Source organism: Kitasatospora sp. NPDC059088 (assembly GCF_042738155.1).
Lineage (GTDB): Bacteria > Actinomycetota > Actinomycetes > Streptomycetales > Streptomycetaceae > Kitasatospora.
In genome coordinates, this window is sequence record NZ_JBHYGR010000158.1 from 390 (window position 1) to 20,195 (window position 19,806).

Below are 19,806 nucleotides of genomic sequence, written 5' to 3' on the forward strand. Positions count from 1 at the left end.
TACTACCTTTCGCGTGTGGGGGGGCGCGCCCGCCCCCCCGCGCCCCCCCCCCACCCGCCAGCGCAGCAGCATCGGCTCGATGAGCTGCCACTGATCGTCTTTCAGGTCCGAGGGGTACCGGCGTCGTTCCGTCACGGTTGATCAATACCGCTGACGCGGGCCCGGCCGCTACGGGATCCTGGAACCGAGTCCGTGCCGCGCCAGTGAAAGCCGGACAGTTGGGGGGATTCCCCTACCGAACACCATCTCAGAGCAGACCGTGCTGCACCGCGAAGAGGCAGGCCGAGGCCCGGGTCGAGGTCCCGATCTTGGCGTAGATGTGCTCGATGTGGTTGCGCGCGGTCTTGGGCGAGATCACCAGCCGTGCGGCGATCTCCTTGCTGGAGCAGCCGCGGGCCAGCAGCCGCAGCACGTCGATCTCCCGGGTGGTCAGGCCCGCGGGCCCGGCGCCGCGCCGGGGCGTGCGGTGCCCGGCGGCCGCGAGGACCGCGGCGACCGCCTCGCCATCCAGGCGTCCGGCGGCGACCTCGGCGTGCAGCTGCGCGGCGGCCTCCGCCGCCCGGAGCGCCGCCCGGTGCGGGCGCGGCTCGGTCATCGACCGGTACGCGTCCGCGACGCCCAGGATCCGGCTCGGCCAGGAGATCGCGCCGCCCGCGAGCCCGCGCGGGTAGCCGGAGCCGTCCAGCCGTTCGCGGTACTGCACGGCGACCTCGCCGAGGGGCGCGAGCGCCGGGGACTGCCGGAGCATCCGCTCCGTCAGATAGGTCTGCAGCCGGACCCGTTCCCACTCCCCCGCGCCCAGCGGTCCCGGTTTGTCCCAGATCGCGTTGGAGACGCCGAGGCGGCCCAGGCCGTGCACCAGGCCGGCCCGGCGCAGCGTCGTCACCTCGGCCGGACCCATCCGCAGCCCGAGCGCCGCCGCCTCGGCCAGCGCCGCCACGGCACGGCCGTGGCCCAGCGTGTACGGGGACTTCAGATCCACGAAGTCGGCGACCGCGAGCAGCGCCGCGTCGAACTCCTCCTCCCCGAGCCGCACGCCGAGCGCGGGCTCGGCCCCGATCACCGCCTCCCAGGTACGGACCGTGTCCAGCCCGCCCACGATCTCCTCGGGCTCCCGGCAGAACTCGGCCGTGAGCCCGGGATCGAACTGCGTCCCCGCCCGACGCCTGGCCAGCGCCGTGGCCGCGCCGGTCCCGCCGATCCGGTGTGCCACCTCGACGTACTCGGACAGCTGAGCGAGCCGGGAGGGCAGCGGCACGGCCTCGCCCTTGCGCTCTCCCGGCCAGCCGCGCCCGTCCCACTGCTCGTACGAACAGGCCACCGCCTCCTGCACGGCGTCCGGCAGACCGAGCCGGCGGGCGAGCTCGCGGGCCAGCGCCGAGTGCGAGCTGATCATCCCGTTCATCTCGCGGAACCCGCCGAGCGTGAACTCCAGGCCGACCCGGAACCGGTGCAGCGGCGGGTTGCCCGATCCGATCAACCGCAGCGTCGCCGCCGCACCCGCCAGACTGCGCTGCTCGTGGGCGTACTTGCCGGACTTCAACGTGATGTCGTCGCCGAACCACTTCGCCTGCTCGTGCGCGTCCGAATGGCAGCCGACGTTGACCAGCAACGCTGTGTAGTAGACGACCAACCGGGTGTCGTCGTCCAGGCCGAGCCGCTCGGCCAGTCGCAACGCGATCAGGCACTGGCGCAGCACGTGCTCCATCGGCTGGCCGAACCCCAGGTCCACGCCCAGGGAGAGCGCGGCCACCAGCTCCGCCAGACGCACCCCCGCTCCGCCCGTCGCGCGGCTCGTCACCATCACCACGCTACGCCCCCACGCGCCCTGATCTCGATCGGTGGAGGAAGCCCGGTCTCCTACCGGGCCCGGCCCCGTACAGTCCTCGCATGACCGACACCACGCCGTGGCGCGAGATCCAACGCACGACCGTCTTCGAGAAGTTCGGCCGGGCCGTCGATCAGGTCCACTTCGAGATGCCGGACGGACAGCAGGAGGAGTTCTACCTCAAACGCGAGCGTCCGGGCGCCGCCGTGCTCGCGCTCACCCCTGACCGGCAGGTCATCCTGGCCCGCCAGTACCGCCCCGGGCCCGACCGCGTGCTGCACGAACTTCCCGGGGGCGTCATCGATCCCGGTGAACGGGCCATGGACGCCATCGGCCGTGAACTGCTGGAGGAGACCGGCTACCAGGGCACCATCACCGAGGCCGGTTCCTACTGGCACGACGCCTACTCCACCATCCGCCGCTACGCCTTCCTCGCCACCGACTGCGTGCGCGTCGCCGAACCGGACCCCGAACGCACGGAGTTCATCGACGTGGTCACCCTCCCCCTCCAGGAGTTCCGCGACCGCGTGCTCCGCCGGGGTGCGATGACCGACACGGCGGCGGCCTACCTCGCCCTCGACCGCCTTCGGATCCTCTGACCGGCGGGCGGGGCAGCCGACTTCGTGCCGCCGACAGCCCCGCCACGCCCGGTGGGCCGGGCTCAGGCGGTCAGGCGGTCAACCGGTCAACTGGGCCTGGAAGACGGCGCTGTTGAAGTACGCCCTGGCCTCCCGGATGAGGCCGGTGTCGTCCAGTTCGTAGACGTTGATGCCGGACCAGTTGACCGGCTTGCCGTCCAGGGCGACGGCGGCGCCGCGCCAGGAGACGGCGACGTGGTGGCCGACGGTGTGGGCCTCCAGGGGCGTGAGGCCGAGGAAGGGCCGGAAGTTGGGCAGCACGGAGGCGATGAACTCGTGGATCGCTGCGCGTCCGGTGATCGGCGCGGTGCCGACGGGGTCGTGGAAGACGCCGTCCTCCGCGAAGGCGGCCGCCCAGGCGTCGGCGTCGCCGTCCTGGGAGGCGCGGAAGAACTGGAGGACGGCGGCGGGCATGGCGGGGAAGGTCATGGAAGGTCCTTTCGGATGGTGGAGCGGGAGGGTCGGGGGCGTGGAAGCGGCGGAGGCCCGGCGGCCGTTCACCCGGCCTCGGCCGGGGGCGTCGACGGTGTGTCCGTACGGCCGGGTCGACGCAGTCGGGCGGCGAGGGCGACGGCCGCGGCGAGGGCGATGAGGGCGCACACCCCTGGCCAGCCGCAGCGGGCGTGGGCCCGGATGCCCAGCCAGGATCCGGCGCTGCCGCCGAGGAACGAGCAGGTCATGTAGGCGGTGTTCAGTCGGCTCCGGGCCGCCGGGTTCAGGGCGAAGATCCGGGCCTGGTTGGCGACCTGGCTGCACTGCACCGCCACGTCCAGCAGCAGGAGGCCGACGACGAGCCCGGCCAGGCCGATCGCTCCGCCCGCCGCGCCCGCGGTGAGCACGGCGGCCGCGGCGAGGGTGGCCGCGATGCACCAGCCGTTCACCCGGTCCGGGCCGTGCCGGTCGACCCAGCGGCCGGCGGCCGGGGCGCAGAACATGCTGGCCGCGCCGATCAGGGCCAGCAGGCCGACCGCCTGGGCGCCCATCCGGTAGTGGGGCCCGGTGAGCACCAGGGCGAGTGCCGTCCAGGCGGCGCTGAACCCGGCGAAGAGGGTGGCCTGGTAGAGCGCGGAGCGGCGCAGGGCCGGCTCGGTGCGGAGCATCCGTACGGTGTCCGCGAGCAGCGCCGGGTACCGCTCGCGGGTGGCGGGCGCGGTGCTGGGCAAGGCCAGGGCGAGGACGAGCGCGAGCAGGCCGGTGAGCCCGGCGGCGACCAGGTAGGGGGCGCGCCAGCCGAGGTGGTCGCCGAGCACGCCGCCGAAGGTGCGGGCCAGCAGGATCCCGCCGATCAGGCCGCCCTGGAGGGTGCCGATCACGGCGCCGCGCCGGTCGGGTGCGACCAGGCCGGCCGCCAGGGGCAGCAGCAGTTGCGGGACGACCGTGGCCAGGCCGACGACGGCACCGGCGGCGAGCAGGAGACCGCTGCTCGGGGCGAGCCCGGCGGCGAGCAGTGCGCAGCCCGTCACGGCCAGCAGCACGCTGATCAACGGGCGGCGGGGCAGCCGGTCGCCGAGCGGGACGAGCAGGAAGATCCCGGCGGCGTAGCCGAGTTGGGTGACCGTGGCCACGCCCGCCGCCGCGCCCGGCGCGATGCCGAAGCCGTCGGCGACGAGCGGGGCGAGGGCCTGCGGGAAGTAGACGTTCGCCACGCTGACGCCGCAGGCCAGCGCCATCACCAGCGGCATCCGCCGACCCAGCTCGGCGGGCGGCGACGGAACGGGCGCAGGTGGGACGGGCGCACGCGAGGTAGGCGCGGGCGAGGCGGGCACGAGCGAGGTAGGCGCGGGCGGACCGGTCCTGGGCATCACCACTCCATTCGAACGAACCAGTTGGTTCGGAAGCTCGGGGAGAGCGTCGCAGACCGCCGCGGGATCGTCAAACGAACCGGTTCGTTACCATCGCTCCATGGCCTACGACTCGACGGCGACCAAAGAGCGGATCCTCACGGCGGCGGCCGCCGAATTCGCCGCCCACGGCGTCGCCGGCGCCCGGGTGGACCGCATCGCCGCCCAGGCCCGGGCCAACAAGCGGGCGATCTACGACTACTTCGGCGACAAGGACAAGCTCTTCGCCGCCGTCCTCGAACGCCTGATGGCCGACCTCGCCGAGGCCGTCCCGCCCGGCGACGACGACCTGCCCGCCTACGCCGAGCGCCTCTTCGACTACCACCGCGCTCACCCCGAGGCGCTGCGGCTGCTCATGTGGGAGGCCCTCGAACTCGGCGACGGGCCCGTCCCCGGCGAGGAGGCCCGCACCCGCCACTACCAGGACAAGCTCCAGGCCGCCCAGGGCAGCGGCGACCCCCGCACCCGCCTGTTCTTCGCCCTCGGCCTGGTCGGCTGGAGCCTGGCCATGCCCCAGCTCCGCCGCATGGTCCTCGGCCCCGACCACAGCCTGGACGAGCTCCGCTCCGACATCGCCCGCGCCGTCGGGACCCTCCCCGCCCCGGGCACGCCGGCCGAGCAGGCGTAGCCCGGCGCCCAACCCCCGCAGCGGGCCGCTGGGACGATCTTCGCCGCCCCGCCCCGCCCTCACTTCGACACCGCACCACCCGGTGTCGCCCGCCGGGTGACCTTCACGCCGGGCAGCGGGGCGGCGGCCGAGGTCCGGACCGACGACGGTGGGGCGCCGCAGCGGTGCGGGGCGCGGGGGGCCGGGGTGAGCTGCCAACACCCCCTGAAACGGTCGGAGTTGTGCACTCCGATCGCGCGGTGGAAGCCGAAGGCGGCCGCCGCGAGCAGCAGTACGGCGGTGACGGTCAGCAGGATGCGGGCGCGCACGGACAACCCGGCGGTCGGCACGGACAAGGCCACTCCCGGTCTCGATTTCACCGGAATGGTCTCAACCAATCGCCGAACTCCGCAGCGATTCGGGCAAGTTGCCTGTCAGGTCCAGCTCAGGTCCAGCTCAGCGGCAGGGTCGGTCACGGCCGCGGCCGGCGGCGGCCGCACCCCGGACGGGGGAAGGGCAAGGGGCCCGCCCGGACTTCTCCGAGCGGGCCCCCTCGGCTTTCTCCCGTCGTCAGCCGACGGTGACGGTGAACGGACCGGCCAGCACCGAGTAGCCGTCGTTGGCCAGGAGGTACGCGTCGTACCGGCCCGCGCCGCCGAGCTTGCCGCTGGCGAACGTGAGGGCGCCGCTCTGGTTCGGGGCGTAGGACCAGGTGAGCGAGGAGCGGGAGCCCGGGGTGACGCCCGCCGGGTAGAAGCCGATCCAGTTCTTGGCACCGGCCTGGGCGGCGGTGGGCAGGGCGTAGCGCAGGGTGAGGTTGCCGCCGGCGGCAACCGCGTTGAGGTCGCCGGTCAGGGTCGGGCCGGTCGCGGTGGACGGCGCGAAGGCGGCGTTCAGCGGCGTCGCGTAGGTGTCGTTGGCGGTCAGGCCGGGCAGCCCGAGGGCGGACTCGAAGGTCCGGCCGATGCTGTAGTGGTCGTAGTGCAGCGGGCTGCTGGTCCCGGCCGGAACGGTGCCCTGGGAGCCGACGACGACGGTGGCCAGGTGGTTGTAGCCCTCGTTCTGGCTCTCGTCCCAGGTCAGCACGAGCAGCGAGCGCTGCTGGGTCCAGGCCGGGGAGGACAGCACCGGGGCGAGGGTCTGCTGCAGCCAGCCGTCCTGGGTCTTGAGGCTGGTGGCGCTGCCGTTGCCGGAGGCCTCGCCGTCGTAGTAGTCGTCGGCGGCGATCCAGGAGAAGTTCGGCGTGGTGGCCGCCGACTTGAGGTCGGTGGTCAGCTGCGAGGTGTCGAACAGGTGGGCCGCGCAGCGGGCCGGGTTGCCGCTGATGTCGGTGTAGTTGATGAACGGCGCGTCGTCGGGCATGTAGGAGCTGTCGTAGGCCTTGGTGGTGTTGCAGGGCGTGCCCATGCCCTGCTCGTAGGCCTTCCAGGTCTTGCCGGCGTCCTCGATGGTGTCGCCGAGGTTGCGCTGCGGGGAGTTGATGTTGGGCCAGTAGGTGGCGCCCTTGGTGTAGGTGTCGCCGCCCGCGATCGCCAGGTAGTTCTCGTCGCTGGGGTGGTAGACACCGTGCGAGTCGGTGAGGGTGGCGCCCTGGGACATCAGGCTGTGGATGAACGGGGTGTCCGCCGGGTCGTTCATGATCTGGGCGTAGTCGGTGTTCTCCATCATGACGGTGAACACGTGGTCGTAGCCCGGCACTCGGGAGGCCGGCGGGGCGATCGGCGCGGGCGCGGCGACCGGGGTGTCGAGGGTGAGCGAGAGGTTGTCCAGGTAGCCGGTCTCGTTCGTGGTGGAGAGGAACTGCACCTCGACCTGGATCGAGCGGGTCCCGGCCGGGACGGCGCCGGTGGCGTTGCGGGAGAGGAACTTGGTGCCCAGGCCGCGGTCGGTCGCGGAGACGGTGGGCAGCTTGGCGGTGGCGCCGAGCGGGTTGCCGCCGGCGTCCTGGAAGTGCAGGCTCACCGCGGCGTAGCCGCCGTACGTGGTCCAACCGCCCAGCCAGCCCGCCAGGTTGTAGTGCACGCCGGCGCCGTCGATCGCGGTGGCCGCCGAGGAGACGTCGACGGTCTGGCTCATCGAGCCGTCCCCGAAGTTGCCCGGTGCGAAGAAGGCCTTGCCGGCGGTCTGCCCGTCGCCCGGCAGGCCGAAGGAGCCGACCGTGGAGCACATCACGTCGATCCCGCCGGCCTGGACGGTCCAGCCCGGGACGGTGGTGGCAGCGCTCCAGTCGTTGGTGCAGTAGCCGCCGGCCTCGGCGTCGCCGTTGACGATCAGGTTGCCGCTGCCGCCCGCCGCCTGGGCGCCGGCGGGGGCGCCGACGACCAGTGCGCCGACGAGCGGGAGGGTGGCGAGCAGTCCGCCGAAGGGGCTCCAGCGAAGTCGCATGGGGGGTACCTCGTCCCGTGTGGTTGCGTGAGGGTGGGTGCCCGGTGGCGGTGCACCACGGGCGGGACACAGAAGTACCGGTTCCGCGCCGCCCGGGGAAGGGCGCGCGGGCGAACACGGGCCGAACTTGGTCAGACAACTTCGCGCAGCGGGCCCCGCACCGCCCTCCCGGGAGCGGCCGACGGACGGTCCGTCGCAGCTCCGGGGGGGGCGGTCGGGGCCCGGTGGCCTCGCGCGCAGGACGTCAGGAACGGGACGCCGAGAAGCGGGCCTCAGGAACGGGACACCAGGAACCGGACGTCAGGAACTGGACGTCAGGAACGGGTGAAGGTCCCGAGGCCGTCCACGTCCAGCTGCTCGACGACCACCTTGGCGGCCCGCCCGTCGCCGCCGACCGTGAAGGTCACCCCGGACAGGCCGACCGCGTTCTCGCCCTTGCTGGCGAAGCTGAACACGTCGCCGTCGAAGTGCGTCAGCGGGTACCGCAGCCCGGCGGGCCCCACCGTCATCACCAGCCCGCCGTCCTGCTCGCCGACGGTCAGCGGCCCGTAGTAGCCGCTGCCGTACGTCCCGGTGTAGGCGGAGTTCGGCTTGGCCGGGGCGGCTCCGGCCGGGGGCTTGGCGTAGTCGGTCTTCGAGACGGGGCTCGCCGCGGCGGCGGGGACCACCTTGCCGAGGAAGGACAGCCAGTCGACCGTCTCGCGACCGTTCTGGGCGAGGTCGAAGAACTCCTCGGCGACCGCCTCCGGGAGGCCGGTCGGCTGGCCGTTGGTCAGCACCACGATCCCCAGCTGCTCGGAGGGCAGCAGGGTCACCGTGGTCGCCGCGCCCAGCTCGAAGCCGCCGGAGTGGTTCAGCCGCAACCGCCCCTCGGGGTCGGTGTTCACGTTCCAGCCGAGGCCGTAGAAGCCCGCGGTGGCGGCCGGCGCCCTCGGCGGGCTGTTGACGTAGTGCGGGGTGCGGGTCTCGTTCAGGGCCGCCGGGTCGATCACCGCCCGGCCCTCGAACTTCCCGTCGGCGAGCTGCAACCGCATCCAGCGGGCGAGGTCCTGCACGGTGGAGCTCACCCCGCCGGCCGGGGACTGCGAGTCGGCGTTCTCGGTGGTGCTGACCTGCCAGCCGCCGTCCGTCTTCACGTGCGGCGCCGCCTTGTTGCCCGCGGCGTCGTAGTCGGAGCGCCGGGAGCTGGTGGAGCCCATCCCCAGCGGCTTGTAGAGGACGTCCGCCGCGAGGTCCTCCCAGGCCACCCCCTTGGCCTTGGCGACGGCCACCGCCGCCTCGGTCAGGCCGTAGTTGGTGTAGGCGTAGGTCGCCCGGAACGGGCTGAGCGGCTGGTCGCGCAGGTGCTGGACGATGTAGTCGCGCTGGTAGCCGAGGTCCTCCAGCAGGTCGCCGGCGTGGTCGGGCAGGCCGCTGCGGTGCGAGAACAGGTCGGCGATCGTCACGTGGTCCGTCACGTACGGGTCGGCCAGCGCGAAGCCCGGGTCGTGGGAGGTGACCGGGTCGTCCCAGGTGGCGACCTTCTGGCCGACCGCCCCGGCGACCACCGTCGAGGAGATCGGCTTGGAGACCGAGGCCAGCTGGAACACGGTGTCCGGGTCCACCTGGTCGGGCTTGCCGAGCTGCCGGACGCCGAAGCCCTTCGCGTGGATCACCTTGTCCTGGTACACCACGGCGACCGCCACCCCGGGGACGCCGGTCTTCGCCATGGCGTCCTGCACGTAGCCGTCGATCCGGCCCACGGCGGAGTTCACCTGCTGGTCCGTCAGCTGCGGCGCCGGCTGGGCGGGCGGCGCGGTGGCCGGGGCGGAGGAGGGCGCGGCGGAGGGGGACTGCGTGGGCGCGGCCTCGGGGTCGGTGGCGGCCGCCGAGGTGCACCCGGCGAGCAGCGGGCCGCTCAGCAGCAGGGCCGCCAGCGCCGGTGCGCCCACGGCCCGGCCGGGGCCGTGGGCGGTGCGGCGGGCTGCGTGGTCGCCTGCGTGGCGGGCTGCGCCGTGACGATCCATCGGGGTCCTCCCTCGTCAAGGCGGCGCGGCTCCAGGTCCGTCGGTGCCGCCGTCCGCCGTACGGCGGGAGTGTGAACGGCTCCACGCGCCCCAGGCGGCCGCCGCGCGCTGTCCCCCACGGAATCCACCCGTCCGGCGGCGGGCTGCGGCACAGCACCGGAAGCTCCGGGCCGCCGAGGGTCTGGTCACGCGTGCCCGGGCCTGCCAAGCTCTCAGGCGCCAACTGGCCCGAACGATCAGGAGAACGACGGATGCGACTGCTCGGACCGATACGGTCCCTGTCCCGCTGGCTCACGGTGGCGGCGCTGATCCTGGGCGGCCTGACCCTCGCGGTCGCCCCGGCCGCCCAGGCGGCCCAGCCCGCCCGGACCGTACCGGCCTCGCAGACCTCGCAAGCCTCGCAGACCTCGCAGGCCTCGCCGCAGGCCGCCGGCACGACGACGATCTGCGGCTACACCCCGGTGCCCACCGGCTGGGTGATCGTCAGTGAGCAGTGGTCCGGGTGCAGCGGCTACGGGCTGTTCACCATCGCCGACGCCTCGGCCCTGACCTCCGTCCAGGCCTGCTCGAACGGGCCGGTCCCGAGCGGCTGGGTGATCACCGCGATGCAGAGCGGTGCCGGCACCTGCGGGAGCTACCCGCTGTACTCGCTGCTCAAGGTCACCACCCAGACCGTCCTCCAGGACTGCGGGCAGTCCCCGATCCCGCCGGGCTGGGTGATCACCGCGATCCAGACCGTCTCCCCGGCCTGCGGCACCTACAGCACGTACACCCTCGTCCCGCTGGGCGACCGGACCAGTGTCCAGGCCTGCGGCAACTGGCCCGTGCCCACGGGGTGGGTGATCACCGCGATGCAGGACGGCGCGGGCTGCGGCAACTACCCGCTGTACTCGCTGCTCAAGGTCACCACCCAGACCACCCTCCAGGACTGCGGACAGTCCGCCCTCCCCAGCGGCTGGGTGATCACCGCCATCCAGACCACCTCCGCCGCCTGCGGCACCTACGGGACGTACACCATCGTCCAGTTGTCGAACCAGAGCAGCATCCAGGCCTGCGGCAACTCGCCCGTGCCCACCGGCTGGGTGATCACCTCGACCCAGAACGGCGCCGGCTGCGGCAACTACCCGCTGTACTCGCTGCTCAAGGTCACCACCCAGACCACCCTCCAGGACTGCGCGCAGTCCGCCGTCCCGGCGGGCTGGGTGATCACCGCGGTCCAGAGCAACTCCTCGCTCTGCGGCACCTACGGGACGTACACCATCGTCAAGGTCACCGACCAGACCAGCATGCAGGTCTGCGGGCCCTCCACGATCCCGGCCGGCTGGGTCGTCAGTCGGCAGGGCTCCGGCGCCCAGTGCGGCGTCTACGTCGTCTACACCATCACCAAGTCGGCCTGATCCGACCGCAGTTCGGACTCCCTCCTGCCCCGTCCGGGGCAGGAGGTTCACCACCGGATGCCGGCCGCCACCGGCAGGTGGTCGCTGCCGTCGTCCGGCAGGACCCGGGAGTAGGTCGCCGTCACTCCGCGCAGCAGGATCTGGTCGATCCGCACCATCGGGAAGGAGGCCGGGTAGCTGAATCCGAAGCCGTCCCCGGCCGTGTCCTGGGCCGAGCGCATCCCGGCGGTGAGGCCGGCGAGCGCGCGGTCGTCCAGGGTGCCGTTCAGGTCGCCGAGCAGCAGCGCCCGCTCGCTCCGGTCGGCGGCGAGGGAGCGGCCGAGGGCCTGCACGCCGATGTCGCGGGAGGCCGTCCAGAAGCCGGTGGCGGGGGTCACCCGGACGGACCCCAGATGCGCCACGTAGACGGTCAGCGGCCCCCGGGCGGTGGTCACCGTGGTGCGCAGCGCCCGGTTCTCAGCCAGGTCGCGGGCGGCCGGCGCGCGCTCCGCCAGCGGGCCGTAGTCGATCACGTCGATCGGCTCGGCCCCGCCCAGCGGCAGCCTGCTCCAGAGGCCGACGGTGCCCAGCACCACGTGGTACGGGTACGCCGCCGCCAGCCCCTGCTCGTACGCGCCCGCCGCCTGCGGGGTGAGCTCGACCAGGGCCAGCAGGTCCGCGCCGGAGCCGGCCAGGTGGCGTGCGGTGGCGTCCGGGTCCGGGTTGTCGGCGTTCACGTTCTGCTCGGCCACGGTGAGGTCGCCGCCCGGGCGGGACTTGTCAAGGAGTAGGCCGCCGAAGAGGTTCAGCCACGCCGCGACCGGGAGCAGCAGCGCCAGCACGGCGGCGGCGGACCGCCGCCACAACGCGGCGGCCAGCAGCAGCGGGACGAACAGGCCGAACCACGGCAGGAGGTTCTCCACCAGGCTGCCGAGGTGCCACCCGGCGTTCGGGACCTGCGCGTGCAGCAGCAGGAGCAGGCCGAGCAGCAGCGCCAGCGCGGTGAGGACCGGCCCGCGCTGCCAGGGCTCCGGCCGGGCGGCGGCGCGGAGCACCCGGAGCACCCGGAGCGGCGCCGCGCGCGGGGCGCCGGGCTCCCCCGGCTCTGCGGTCGGCTCCCCGGGTCCTGCGGTCGGCTCCGGCGTCCGCTCCGGCGTCCGCTCCGCACGGTCGTGCGTGGCCGTTCTCGTCCTGCCCTGCTCGTGGTTCATGCCGCCAGTCAACGCAACGGTCCGTTGCCCCGGCGTATGCGTTTTCCGATACGCGGACGATAGGTGCCGGCTCGTAGCATCGGGGGATGCGAGTGCTGATCGTCGAGGACGAGCTCTACCTGGCCGAGGCCATCCGGGACGGTCTGCGGCTGGAGGCGATCGCGGCCGACATCGCGGGGGACGGGGACACCGCGCTGGAGTTGCTCGCCGTCAACGCCTACGACATCGCCGTCCTCGACCGGGACGTCCCCGGGACCTCCGGGGACGAGATCGCCCGGCGCATCGTCGCCTCCGGCAGCGGCCAGCCGATCCTGATGCTCACCGCGGCCGACCGGCTCGACCAAAAGGCCTCCGGGTTCGAACTGGGCGCCGACGACTACCTCACCAAGCCCTTCGAGCTGCGCGAACTCGCGCTCCGGCTCCGGGCCCTGGACCGCAGGCGCGGCCACAGCAGGCCGCCGGTGCGGGAGCTCGCGGGCCTGCGGGTGGACCCGTTCCGGCGCGAGGTCCACCGGGACGGCCGGTTCGTCGCACTGACCAGGAAGCAGTTCGCCGTGCTCGACGTCCTGGTCGCCGCGGAGGGCGGCGTGGTCAGCTCCGAGGAGCTGCTCGAACGGGCCTGGGACGAGAACGCCGACCCGTTGACGAACGCCGTGCGGATCACCGTCTCGGCCCTGCGCAAGCGGCTCGGCGAGCCGTGGATCATCGCCACCGTGCCGGGCGTCGGCTACCGCATCGACGCGCCGCCGCCCGGCTCCGGCTCCGGCACCGGCTCCGCATCCGGCTCCCGCTCCGGGCCCGAGGGCGGCGGGCCGCGTGGGTAGGGCGCCCGGGCCGAGCGTCCGGCTGAAACTCACCCTCAGCTACGCCGGGTTCCTCATGGTCGCCGCGGTCCTGCTGCTCACCGCGGTCTGGCTGTTCCTGCTCCGCTACGTCCCCGACCGGGCGTTCCTCATCCCCGGCTCCACCGACCTCCCGACCCGCGGGGTGTTCCCGGTCCGCTCCAACCTGCTGCGCGTCTTCGCCCCGCGGGCCGCCCTGGTGCTGGCGTTCCTGCTGGTGTTCGGCCTGGTCGGCGGGTGGATCCTGGCCGGCCGGGTCCTGGCCCCGCTGAGCCGCATCACCGCCGCCACCAGGCTGGCCTCGACCGGATCGCTCGCCCACCGGATCCGGCTGCCGGGCCGCGCGGACGAGTTCCGCGAGCTCGCCGACGCCTTCGACACCATGCTGGACCGGCTCGAAGCCCACGTCGGCGCGCAGCAGCGGTTCGCCGCCAACGCCTCGCACGAGCTGCGCACCCCGCTGGCCACCTCCAAGGCGCTCCTCGACGTCGCCCGGAGCGATCCCGACCGGGACCCCGGCGTGGTCATCGACCGCCTCCACGTCGTCAACGCCCGGGCGATCGAACTCACCGAGGCGCTGCTCCTGCTCAGCCGGGCCGGCCAGCGCTCCTACACCCGGGAACCGGTCGACCTGTCCCTGCTGGCGGAGGAGGCGGCCGAGACCCTGCTGCCGCTCGCGGAACGGCACGGCGTCACCGTGGAGACCTCCGGCGCCGCCGCCCCCACCACCGGCTCCCCGGCGCTCCTGCTCCAGCTGACCGTGAACCTGGTGCACAACGCGATCGTCCACAACCTGCCCGCGGGCGGCACCGTACGGGTCGGCACCCGGGTCCGCCCGGGGGCCGCGCTGCTCGTCGTCGAGAACACCGGCGAGCCGCTCGCCCCGGAGCTGGTCGCGACGCTCACCGAGCCGTTCCAGCGCGGCACCGGGCGCGTCCGCAACCACCACGCGGGCGTCGGGCTGGGCCTGGCGATCGTCCGGTCCATCGCCGAGGCCCACGACGGGACACTCACCCTCGGCCCGCGCCCGGGCGGCGGGCTGCGCGTCACGGTGGAGCTGCCCGCGCCGCCCTGACCGGGCCCGGGCACCTGGGCACCTGGGCACGGCCACCCTGGTACGGGCGCGACCGGCCGGGGGCGGTCACCTGAGTGCGGCCACCCGGTCGTCCGTGCCGAAGGTGCGGCGGTAGGAGGCGGGCGAGATGCCGAAGGCCGCCCGCATGTGGGCGCGCAGGGAGTTCGCGGTGCCGAAGCCCGCCCGGTGGGCGACCAGGTCGATGGGCAGGTCCGTGGTCTCCAGGAGCTGCTTGGCCAGTTCGAGCCGCTGGGCCGTGAGCCACTGGACCGGCGTCATGCCGACCTCGTCGCGGAAGCGCCGGGTGAAGGAGCGCAGGCTCATCCGGGCGTGCTCGGCGAGCCTGGTGAGCGGCAGCGGCTCGTCGAGGTGGGCGAGCGCCCAGGCCCGGGTGGCGGTGGTGCCCGCGATGGTGGGGTCGGGGACGGGACGGTCGATGTACTGGGCCTGCCCGCCGTCCCGCCACGGCGGCACGACGCACATCCGGGCGACCCGGTTGGCGGTGGCCGCACCGTGGTCGCGGCGGATCAGGTGCAGGCAGAGGTCGACGCCCGCGGCCACCCCGGCGGAGGTGAGCACGTCGCCGTCGTCGACGAAGAGCACCTCCTCGTCGACCTTGACCGTGGGGTAGGCCCGGCGGAACTCGGGGGCGAGGTTCCAGTGGGTGGTGGCCGGCCGGCCGTCGAGCAGCCCGGCCGCGGCGAGCACGTAGGAACCGGAACAGATCGACACCAGCCGGGTGCCGGGGCGGATCCGGGCGACGGCCGCCGTGACCTCGGGCGGCAGCGGGCCACCGGTGCCCAGCTCGGGCATCGCATGGGTGGGCGGGATCACCACGGTGTCCGCCGCGGCCAGGGCCTCGGGCCCGGCGGCGGGCTGCACGGTGAAACCCGCGTCACTGAGGACGGCCGCCCCGTCGGCGGTGCAGACCGTGACCTCGTAGAGCCGGCGGCCCTCGGCGTCCTCCGCGCTGCCGAACACCCGGGAGGGGATGCCCAGCTCGAACGGCGGGACCCCGGGCAGGGCCAGCACCGCGACCCGGTGCGGATCGGGCGCCAACGGCGCCGGGTCCGAGCAGTTCCGCGGGGCCTCCGGCCGGATCCTTGCCATGGCCAGATCCTGTCACACAGTGGCCGGACGGCCAACCCCGCGCTGGTGCCGGGCACGGAATGGTTGACCTCGTTGCGCCGGGCAGGCCCGGCAGTGGAACGGATCGACCGGATCCGACGAGAGCAAGGCGTACGGACATGCGTGCAGTCGTGGTGGAGCAGTGGGGCGGCCCGGAGCAGCTGGTGGAGCGGGAGGTCGCGCGGCCCGAGCCGGGGATGAACGAGGTCCTGGTGAAGGTGCACGCGGCCGGGGTGAACCCGGTGGACTGGAAGACCAGGGCGAGCGGGGCGCTCATCGGGTGGGGCGAGGTGCCGGCGGTCGGCTGGGACGTCTCCGGCACGGTGGAGGCCGTCGGCCCCGGGGTGAGCAACCACCGCCCCGGCGACGAGGTCTACGGCATGCCGCTGTTCCCGCGCCAGGCGGGCGGCTACGCCGAGTACGTCGTCGCCCCGGCCCGGCACCTCGCCCCGAAGCCGGCCGGCCTGTCGCACGTGGAGGCGGCGGCGCTGCCGCTGGCCGGGCTGACCGCCTGGCAGGCCCTGGTCGACGCCGCCGACGTGCGCCCCGGCGAGCGGGTGCTGGTGCACGCGGCGGCCGGTGGCGTCGGCCACCTGGCGGTCCAGATCGCGAAGGCGCGCGGCGCGTACGTCATCGGCACGGCCAGCGCGGGCAAGCACGACCTGCTGCGCGAGCTGGGCGCGGACGAGGTGGTCGACTACCGCGAGGTCCGCTTCGAGGAGGCCGTGTCCGACGTGGACGTGGTCCTCGACGGGCTCGGCGGCGAGACGGCCGCACGGTCCCTGAAGGTGCTGCGTCCCGGCGGCCGGCTGATCACCCTCCCCGGCCCGGGCGACGTCCCCGCGGCACAGGAGGGCGTCAGCGCGAGCTGGGTCCTGGTCGAGCCCGACCACCTGGGCCTGCGCGAGCTCACCGCCCTGGCCGAGCGGGGCGCACTGCGGCCCGTGGTCGAGGCCGTCCTCCCGCTCGACCAGGCCGCGAAGGCCCATGAGCTCGGCGAGCAGGGCCGCACCACCGGCAAGATCGTCCTGACCGTCGCCTGACGGTCCCGGCACGGCGGCGGTGACGGCCGGACAGGGCCTACACCTCCGGCCCGTACGCGCCGAGGCCGTGGCAGACCAGGCCGTCGCGGAAGGTGAGCACCTCCGCGACGGCCCGGCCGCGCTCGTTGCGGTAGTTGATGACGAGGGTGTCCACGGAGGCCCGGACGTCCTCGACGGTGAAGTGCAGGTCGGGCAGGTGCTGGAGGCCCTTGCGCCAGTAGACGCGCAGGGCCTCCTTGCCGCGCACCTCGCCGGACGGGTCGCCGATCAGCTCGACGATCCGGGGCGAGGCGAAGACGACGTCCTCGGTGAAGTGGGCGAGGATGCGCTCCAGGTCGTGGGAGTTCCAGGCGGCGGCCCAGTCCTGGGCGAAGCGGGTGGCGAAGGCGTGGTCCATGGCCCGGACGCTACGACAACTCCCGCTCCCCCGGCCGTGGTTTCCACGATCCGGTCAGGCCCCCTGCGCCAGCAGCGGCACCCGCACCTGGTTGAACCCGTAGTAGACGGCCAGCAGTCCGTGGACGGCGAGGGCCGCCGGGGCGGAGAGGAAGGCCAGCGCGACGGTGAGCGGGTAGACCACCAGGCCCAGTTCGAACCGCCAACGGGCGGCCCGGGCCGCCGGCACGTCCACCTGCTCGTCGAAGCAGCGGCCGGTGCGCGTGACGTGGTTCCAGAAGGCGGAGAACAGCACCGCCTGACCGACCATCACCGCGCCGTACACGGCCGCCGCGACGTTCGCCGCCGAGCCGTTGCGCAGGTTCTGCGCGACCACGGCGGTCGGGAACGGCAGCACGGAGATCAGCATGAGCAGCAGCAGGTTGAGGAACATCAGGGTGCGGTCGACCCGGGCGAGGTGGGCGAACAGGGTGTGGTGGTTGACCCAGACCACCCCGATCACCAGGAAGCTCACCACGTAGGCGAAGTAGGACGGCCACTGCGCCCCGAGCGCCCGCCACAGCTCCGCCGCCCCGTGCGCCTGCGGGATCTTGATCTCCAGCACCAGCAGGGTGATCGCGATCGCGAACACCCCGTCGCTGAACGCCTCGATCCGGCCCGTGTCCCTGGTCTCCACCGGGCGAGCATCTCAGCCGGGCGGCCGCACCCCGCCGCGCAACGCGCCGGGAGCACCGGCGCGCCGGTCAGCCGGTCACTCGGCCGCGGGGGCGGGGGCGGAGGCGGGGGCGGGGGTGAAGAACTCGACCATCCGGTCGAGCCCGTGCTCGCCGAACATCGACTCCAGGCTGGCGGCGGAGTCCGCGGCGGACGCCTCGGCGCGCGGGAACAGGGCCGTCTCGTAGGCGGCCAGCGCGGCCGCGGTGTCGCCGGGGTGGGCGACCAGGGCCGCGGCGAGTTCGGCGCCGTCGAGCATGGCCAGGTTGGCGCCCTCGCCCGCGAACGGGGACATCAGGTGGGCGGCGTCCCCGAGGAGCGTCACCCCCGGGGTCGGCTCCCAGCGGTGGCCGACCGGCAGGGCGTGGATGCGGCGCGGGGTGAGGGTGTCCGCGTCGGCGACCAGGGCGCGCAGGTCGTCGTGCCAGCCGTCGAAGCGGGCGAGGACGCCGGCCCGGGCGGCGGGGAGGTCGGTGAAGTCGACGGTGTCGAGCCAGCCCTCGTCGGCCCGCACGGCGGCGTAGACGTGGAGGCTGCCGTCGCTCTCCCGGTGCGCGAGGAAGCCGCAGCCGCCGCCCAGGCCGAGGAAGAAGCCGCCGCCGATCAGGGCGGCGCTGCGCGGGTGGCGGGCGTCGGCGTCGTGCAGGTCGGCCTCGGCGAAGGAGATGCCGGTGTAGGCGGGCACGGCGTCGGAGAGCAGCGGCCGCACCCGGGACCAGGCGCCGTCGGCGCCGATCAGCAGGTCGGTGGTGACGGTGGACCCGTCGGCGAAGGTCACCTCGTGGCGTCCGCCGTCGAGGGGTCGGACGCCGGTGACCTTGCTCCCCCAGCGGACGGTGCCCTCGGGCAGCGAGGCCAGCAGCAGGTCGCGCAGGTCGCCGCGGTAGACCTCGGGGCGGCCGCCGGTGCCGTCGTCCTGCTCCGCGACGCGGACCACGGTGTCGGGGCCGACCAGACGCATCTCCTGACCGCCCGCGTGGACGAGCCCCAGGAAGTCCTCGTACAGGCCGGCCGCCCGCAGCGCCCGCTGACCGGTCTCCTCGTGGATGTCGAGCATGCCGCCCTGGGACCGGGCGGCGGCGGAGGCCTCCAGTTCGAAGACGACGGCCGGGACGCCGTGGACGTGCAGCACGCGGGCGGCGGTGAGACCGCCGAGACCGCCGCCGATGATCGCGATGGGGTGGTGGGTGCTCATGGGTGCCTCCTGAGGACTGGCCGGACTCCTCCACGGTAACGAACATGTTCGTTCCGAACAAGTTCGTCCATGGGCGTGCCGACGCCCGGCACCCCGGACAACCGAGGCCCCGGGTGGGCGGGGCGCCGGACGGGAGGGTTCAGCCCTCCGCGTCCGGGACCGGCGTCCCGGTGATGCCGTTGACCAGCACGTCAAAGCCCCAGCGCAGGCGCTGCTCGGCCGAGCCGCCGACCAGGACGGGCATGTGCGCCCGGATCGCCGGGTGGGTGTCCTCGTCCACCGTCCGCAGGGCCCGGGCGGTGGCGCTCCAGGCCTCGTCGGACGCCGGGTCCTGGGCCTGGGTCGCGTGCTCGGCCGCCGTGGCGGTGGCGTCCTGGAGCAGCTTGTCCACGCCCCAGGCGACCTGCTCCCGGGGGGCGCCGCTGCGGGACAGCAGGCTGAGGACGCACTCCACCAACCGCAGGTAGTTCTCGCCGCTGGGCCGCGCCACGACGGCCGAGCGGGCGAGCTGGGGGTGCGCGAAGAGCACGGCGGTGTAGGAGGCCAGGACGGCGCGGAGCCGCTCGCGCCAGTCGTCCCCCTCGACGGCCGCGGCGCCGTCGGGGCGCCCGCCGGTCAGGTCTACCTCCCCCAGCAGGGCGTCCAGGACGGCGGCGTGCAGCTCGGCGGTGTTGGCCACGTAGACGTACAGCGAGGCCGGGCCGGTGTCCAGCTCCGCGGCCAGGCGGCGCATGGTGACCTTCTCCAGCCCCTCCGCCCGCATGACCCGTACGGCGGTGTCGACGATCCACCGACGGGACAGGGCGGGCTTCGCCGGGCGCTCCCGGCGGCTGATCGGCTCTCTTCTCGCGGTCATCCCCCGATCGTAACGAACGCGTTCGGGGCGGCCCGGGCCCGTCCGGACACCGATCCGCCCCGGTGCATGGAAGGGCGATTACGGGGCAAACGGAGACGAACAGCGGCGACGGAGCCACGTCGCCGACGGACGAGGGACCACGGGAGGACCGGATGAGCAGCCTGTCGAACAAGGCGCAGGATCTGACCGGCAAGGCCAAGGAGAAGGCCGGGGACGTGACCGGCGACCAGAAGCTCAAGGGCGAGGGCCAGGCCGATCAGGTCGAGTCGAAGGTCAAGCAGGCCGCGGACGACGTCAAGGACGCCGCGCGCGGCGCCGCCGACCGAGTCAAGGGGGCCCTCAAGCGCGACCACTGACGATGGCGCCCCCCGGCGGGAACGAACCCGCCGGGGAGTGCGCGGACGGGGCGAGGAAGGGGAACGACATGGCAGTACTCCTGTTCATCCTGCTCATCGCAGTGGTGTTCGGCTTCGTGGGCGTCCTGGTGAAGGGGCTGCTGTGGCTGCTCCTGATCGGGATCGTCCTCTTCGTGGGCGGCCTGGTGTTCGGCGGCCTGCGGCTCGGCAGCCGCCGGGCCGGCAGGTAGCACGGGCCGACCGGAATCGGGGGGGGGGGGGGGGGGCGCCCCCCCCCCCCCCCCCCCCCCCGGGGGGCTCCGGGGGCGA

Annotated in this window: 20 protein-coding genes; 8 read left to right on the forward strand and 12 right to left on the reverse strand. The window is 74.0% G+C overall.

All coding sequences use genetic code 11. The annotated features are described in order from the left end of the window. Positions 1–247 precede the first annotated feature (247 nt). Positions 248–1,771, reverse strand: a complete 1,524-nt coding sequence (locus ACFWXO_RS39695; protein WP_380530697.1) for an HD domain-containing phosphohydrolase — start codon at positions 1,769–1,771, stop codon at positions 248–250. 119 nt (positions 1,772–1,890) lie between these two features. On the opposite strand from ACFWXO_RS39695, the gene ACFWXO_RS39700 reads away from it, so the two are divergent. After that, positions 1,891–2,427: an NUDIX hydrolase gene (locus ACFWXO_RS39700; RefSeq protein ID WP_380530700.1), complete on the forward strand. Its 537-nt coding sequence runs from the start codon at positions 1,891–1,893 to the stop codon at positions 2,425–2,427. A 78-nt stretch (positions 2,428–2,505) separates the two neighbouring features. Here the strand turns inward: ACFWXO_RS39700 and ACFWXO_RS39705 are convergent, their stop codons facing one another. Continuing rightward, entirely contained in the window at positions 2,506–2,895 is a 390-nt protein-coding gene (locus tag ACFWXO_RS39705; protein WP_380530703.1) for a nuclear transport factor 2 family protein, read from the reverse strand. Between the two features lie 68 nt (positions 2,896–2,963). Next, on the reverse strand, positions 2,964–4,148 hold the full coding sequence (locus tag ACFWXO_RS39710; RefSeq protein ID WP_380530706.1) for an MFS transporter: 1,185 nt from the start codon (positions 4,146–4,148) through the stop codon (positions 2,964–2,966). Between the two features lie 220 nt (positions 4,149–4,368). On the opposite strand from ACFWXO_RS39710, the gene ACFWXO_RS39715 reads away from it, so the two are divergent. Then, positions 4,369–4,935, forward strand: coding sequence for a TetR family transcriptional regulator (locus ACFWXO_RS39715; RefSeq protein ID WP_380530709.1), 567 nt, complete (start codon positions 4,369–4,371; stop codon positions 4,933–4,935). A gap of 59 nt (positions 4,936–4,994) precedes the next feature. On the opposite strand, the gene ACFWXO_RS39720 is transcribed toward ACFWXO_RS39715, so the two are convergent. The 3 genes from ACFWXO_RS39720 to ACFWXO_RS39730 all read right to left on the reverse strand — a co-directional run bounded on the left by ACFWXO_RS39720 (position 4,995) and on the right by ACFWXO_RS39730 (position 9,305). Beyond that, positions 4,995–5,270, reverse strand: coding sequence for a hypothetical protein (locus ACFWXO_RS39720; protein ID WP_380530712.1), 276 nt, complete (start codon positions 5,268–5,270; stop codon positions 4,995–4,997). Positions 5,271–5,484: 214 nt separating this feature from the next. Continuing rightward, positions 5,485–7,299, reverse strand: coding sequence for an alkaline phosphatase family protein (locus ACFWXO_RS39725; protein WP_380530715.1), 1,815 nt, complete (start codon positions 7,297–7,299; stop codon positions 5,485–5,487). A gap of 314 nt (positions 7,300–7,613) precedes the next feature. After that, positions 7,614–9,305, reverse strand: coding sequence for a serine hydrolase (locus ACFWXO_RS39730; protein WP_380530718.1), 1,692 nt, complete (start codon positions 9,303–9,305; stop codon positions 7,614–7,616). A 251-nt stretch (positions 9,306–9,556) separates the two neighbouring features. Between ACFWXO_RS39730 and ACFWXO_RS39735 the strand changes: the two genes are divergently transcribed. After that, positions 9,557–10,702 (forward strand): hypothetical protein, encoded by a 1,146-nt coding sequence (locus ACFWXO_RS39735; RefSeq protein ID WP_380530721.1) that lies wholly within the window; start codon positions 9,557–9,559, stop codon positions 10,700–10,702. A 47-nt stretch (positions 10,703–10,749) separates the two neighbouring features. Here the strand turns inward: ACFWXO_RS39735 and ACFWXO_RS39740 are convergent, their stop codons facing one another. Continuing rightward, positions 10,750–11,892 (reverse strand): endonuclease/exonuclease/phosphatase family protein, encoded by a 1,143-nt coding sequence (locus ACFWXO_RS39740; RefSeq protein WP_380530724.1) that lies wholly within the window; start codon positions 11,890–11,892, stop codon positions 10,750–10,752. Positions 11,893–11,978: 86 nt separating this feature from the next. On the opposite strand from ACFWXO_RS39740, the gene ACFWXO_RS39745 reads away from it, so the two are divergent. Beyond that, positions 11,979–12,716, forward strand: a complete 738-nt coding sequence (locus ACFWXO_RS39745; RefSeq protein ID WP_380530727.1) for a response regulator transcription factor — start codon at positions 11,979–11,981, stop codon at positions 12,714–12,716. Then, positions 12,709–13,809 carry a sensor histidine kinase gene (locus ACFWXO_RS39750; protein ID WP_380530730.1) on the forward strand — a complete coding sequence of 367 codons (1,101 nt, stop codon included), beginning with the start codon at positions 12,709–12,711 and terminating at the stop codon, positions 13,807–13,809. Before ACFWXO_RS39745 ends, ACFWXO_RS39750 begins: the two co-directional genes overlap by 8 nt. Positions 13,810–13,875: 66 nt before the next feature. Here ACFWXO_RS39750 and ACFWXO_RS39755 read toward each other — a convergent pair whose 3' ends face one another. Further along, positions 13,876–14,919, reverse strand: coding sequence for a GlxA family transcriptional regulator (locus ACFWXO_RS39755; protein ID WP_380530733.1), 1,044 nt, complete (start codon positions 14,917–14,919; stop codon positions 13,876–13,878). A gap of 137 nt (positions 14,920–15,056) precedes the next feature. On the opposite strand from ACFWXO_RS39755, the gene ACFWXO_RS39760 reads away from it, so the two are divergent. After that, a complete protein-coding gene (locus ACFWXO_RS39760) occupies positions 15,057–15,980 on the forward strand; it encodes an NADP-dependent oxidoreductase (RefSeq protein WP_380530736.1) in 924 nt (307 codons plus the stop codon). Positions 15,981–16,017: 37 nt separating this feature from the next. Here ACFWXO_RS39760 and ACFWXO_RS39765 read toward each other — a convergent pair whose 3' ends face one another. The 4 genes from ACFWXO_RS39765 to ACFWXO_RS39780 all read right to left on the reverse strand — a co-directional run bounded on the left by ACFWXO_RS39765 (position 16,018) and on the right by ACFWXO_RS39780 (position 19,141). Then, positions 16,018–16,377, reverse strand: a complete 360-nt coding sequence (locus ACFWXO_RS39765) for a nuclear transport factor 2 family protein (protein WP_380530739.1) — start codon at positions 16,375–16,377, stop codon at positions 16,018–16,020. Positions 16,378–16,431: 54 nt separating this feature from the next. Next, positions 16,432–17,052 (reverse strand): TMEM175 family protein, encoded by a 621-nt coding sequence (locus ACFWXO_RS39770; RefSeq protein WP_380396482.1) that lies wholly within the window; start codon positions 17,050–17,052, stop codon positions 16,432–16,434. Positions 17,053–17,127: 75 nt separating this feature from the next. After that, a complete protein-coding gene (locus ACFWXO_RS39775) occupies positions 17,128–18,285 on the reverse strand; it encodes an FAD-dependent oxidoreductase (RefSeq protein WP_380530742.1) in 1,158 nt (385 codons plus the stop codon). A 139-nt stretch (positions 18,286–18,424) separates the two neighbouring features. After that, a complete protein-coding gene (locus tag ACFWXO_RS39780; protein WP_380530745.1) occupies positions 18,425–19,141 on the reverse strand; it encodes a TetR/AcrR family transcriptional regulator in 717 nt (238 codons plus the stop codon). Between the two features lie 152 nt (positions 19,142–19,293). Here ACFWXO_RS39780 and ACFWXO_RS39785 point away from each other — a divergent pair, with 152 nt between their 5' ends. Continuing rightward, positions 19,294–19,497, forward strand: a complete 204-nt coding sequence (locus ACFWXO_RS39785; protein WP_380530748.1) for a CsbD family protein — start codon at positions 19,294–19,296, stop codon at positions 19,495–19,497. 68 nt (positions 19,498–19,565) lie between these two features. Continuing rightward, positions 19,566–19,727, forward strand: a complete 162-nt coding sequence (locus ACFWXO_RS39790) for a hypothetical protein (protein ID WP_380530751.1) — start codon at positions 19,566–19,568, stop codon at positions 19,725–19,727. Positions 19,728–19,806: the final 79 nt, after the last annotated feature.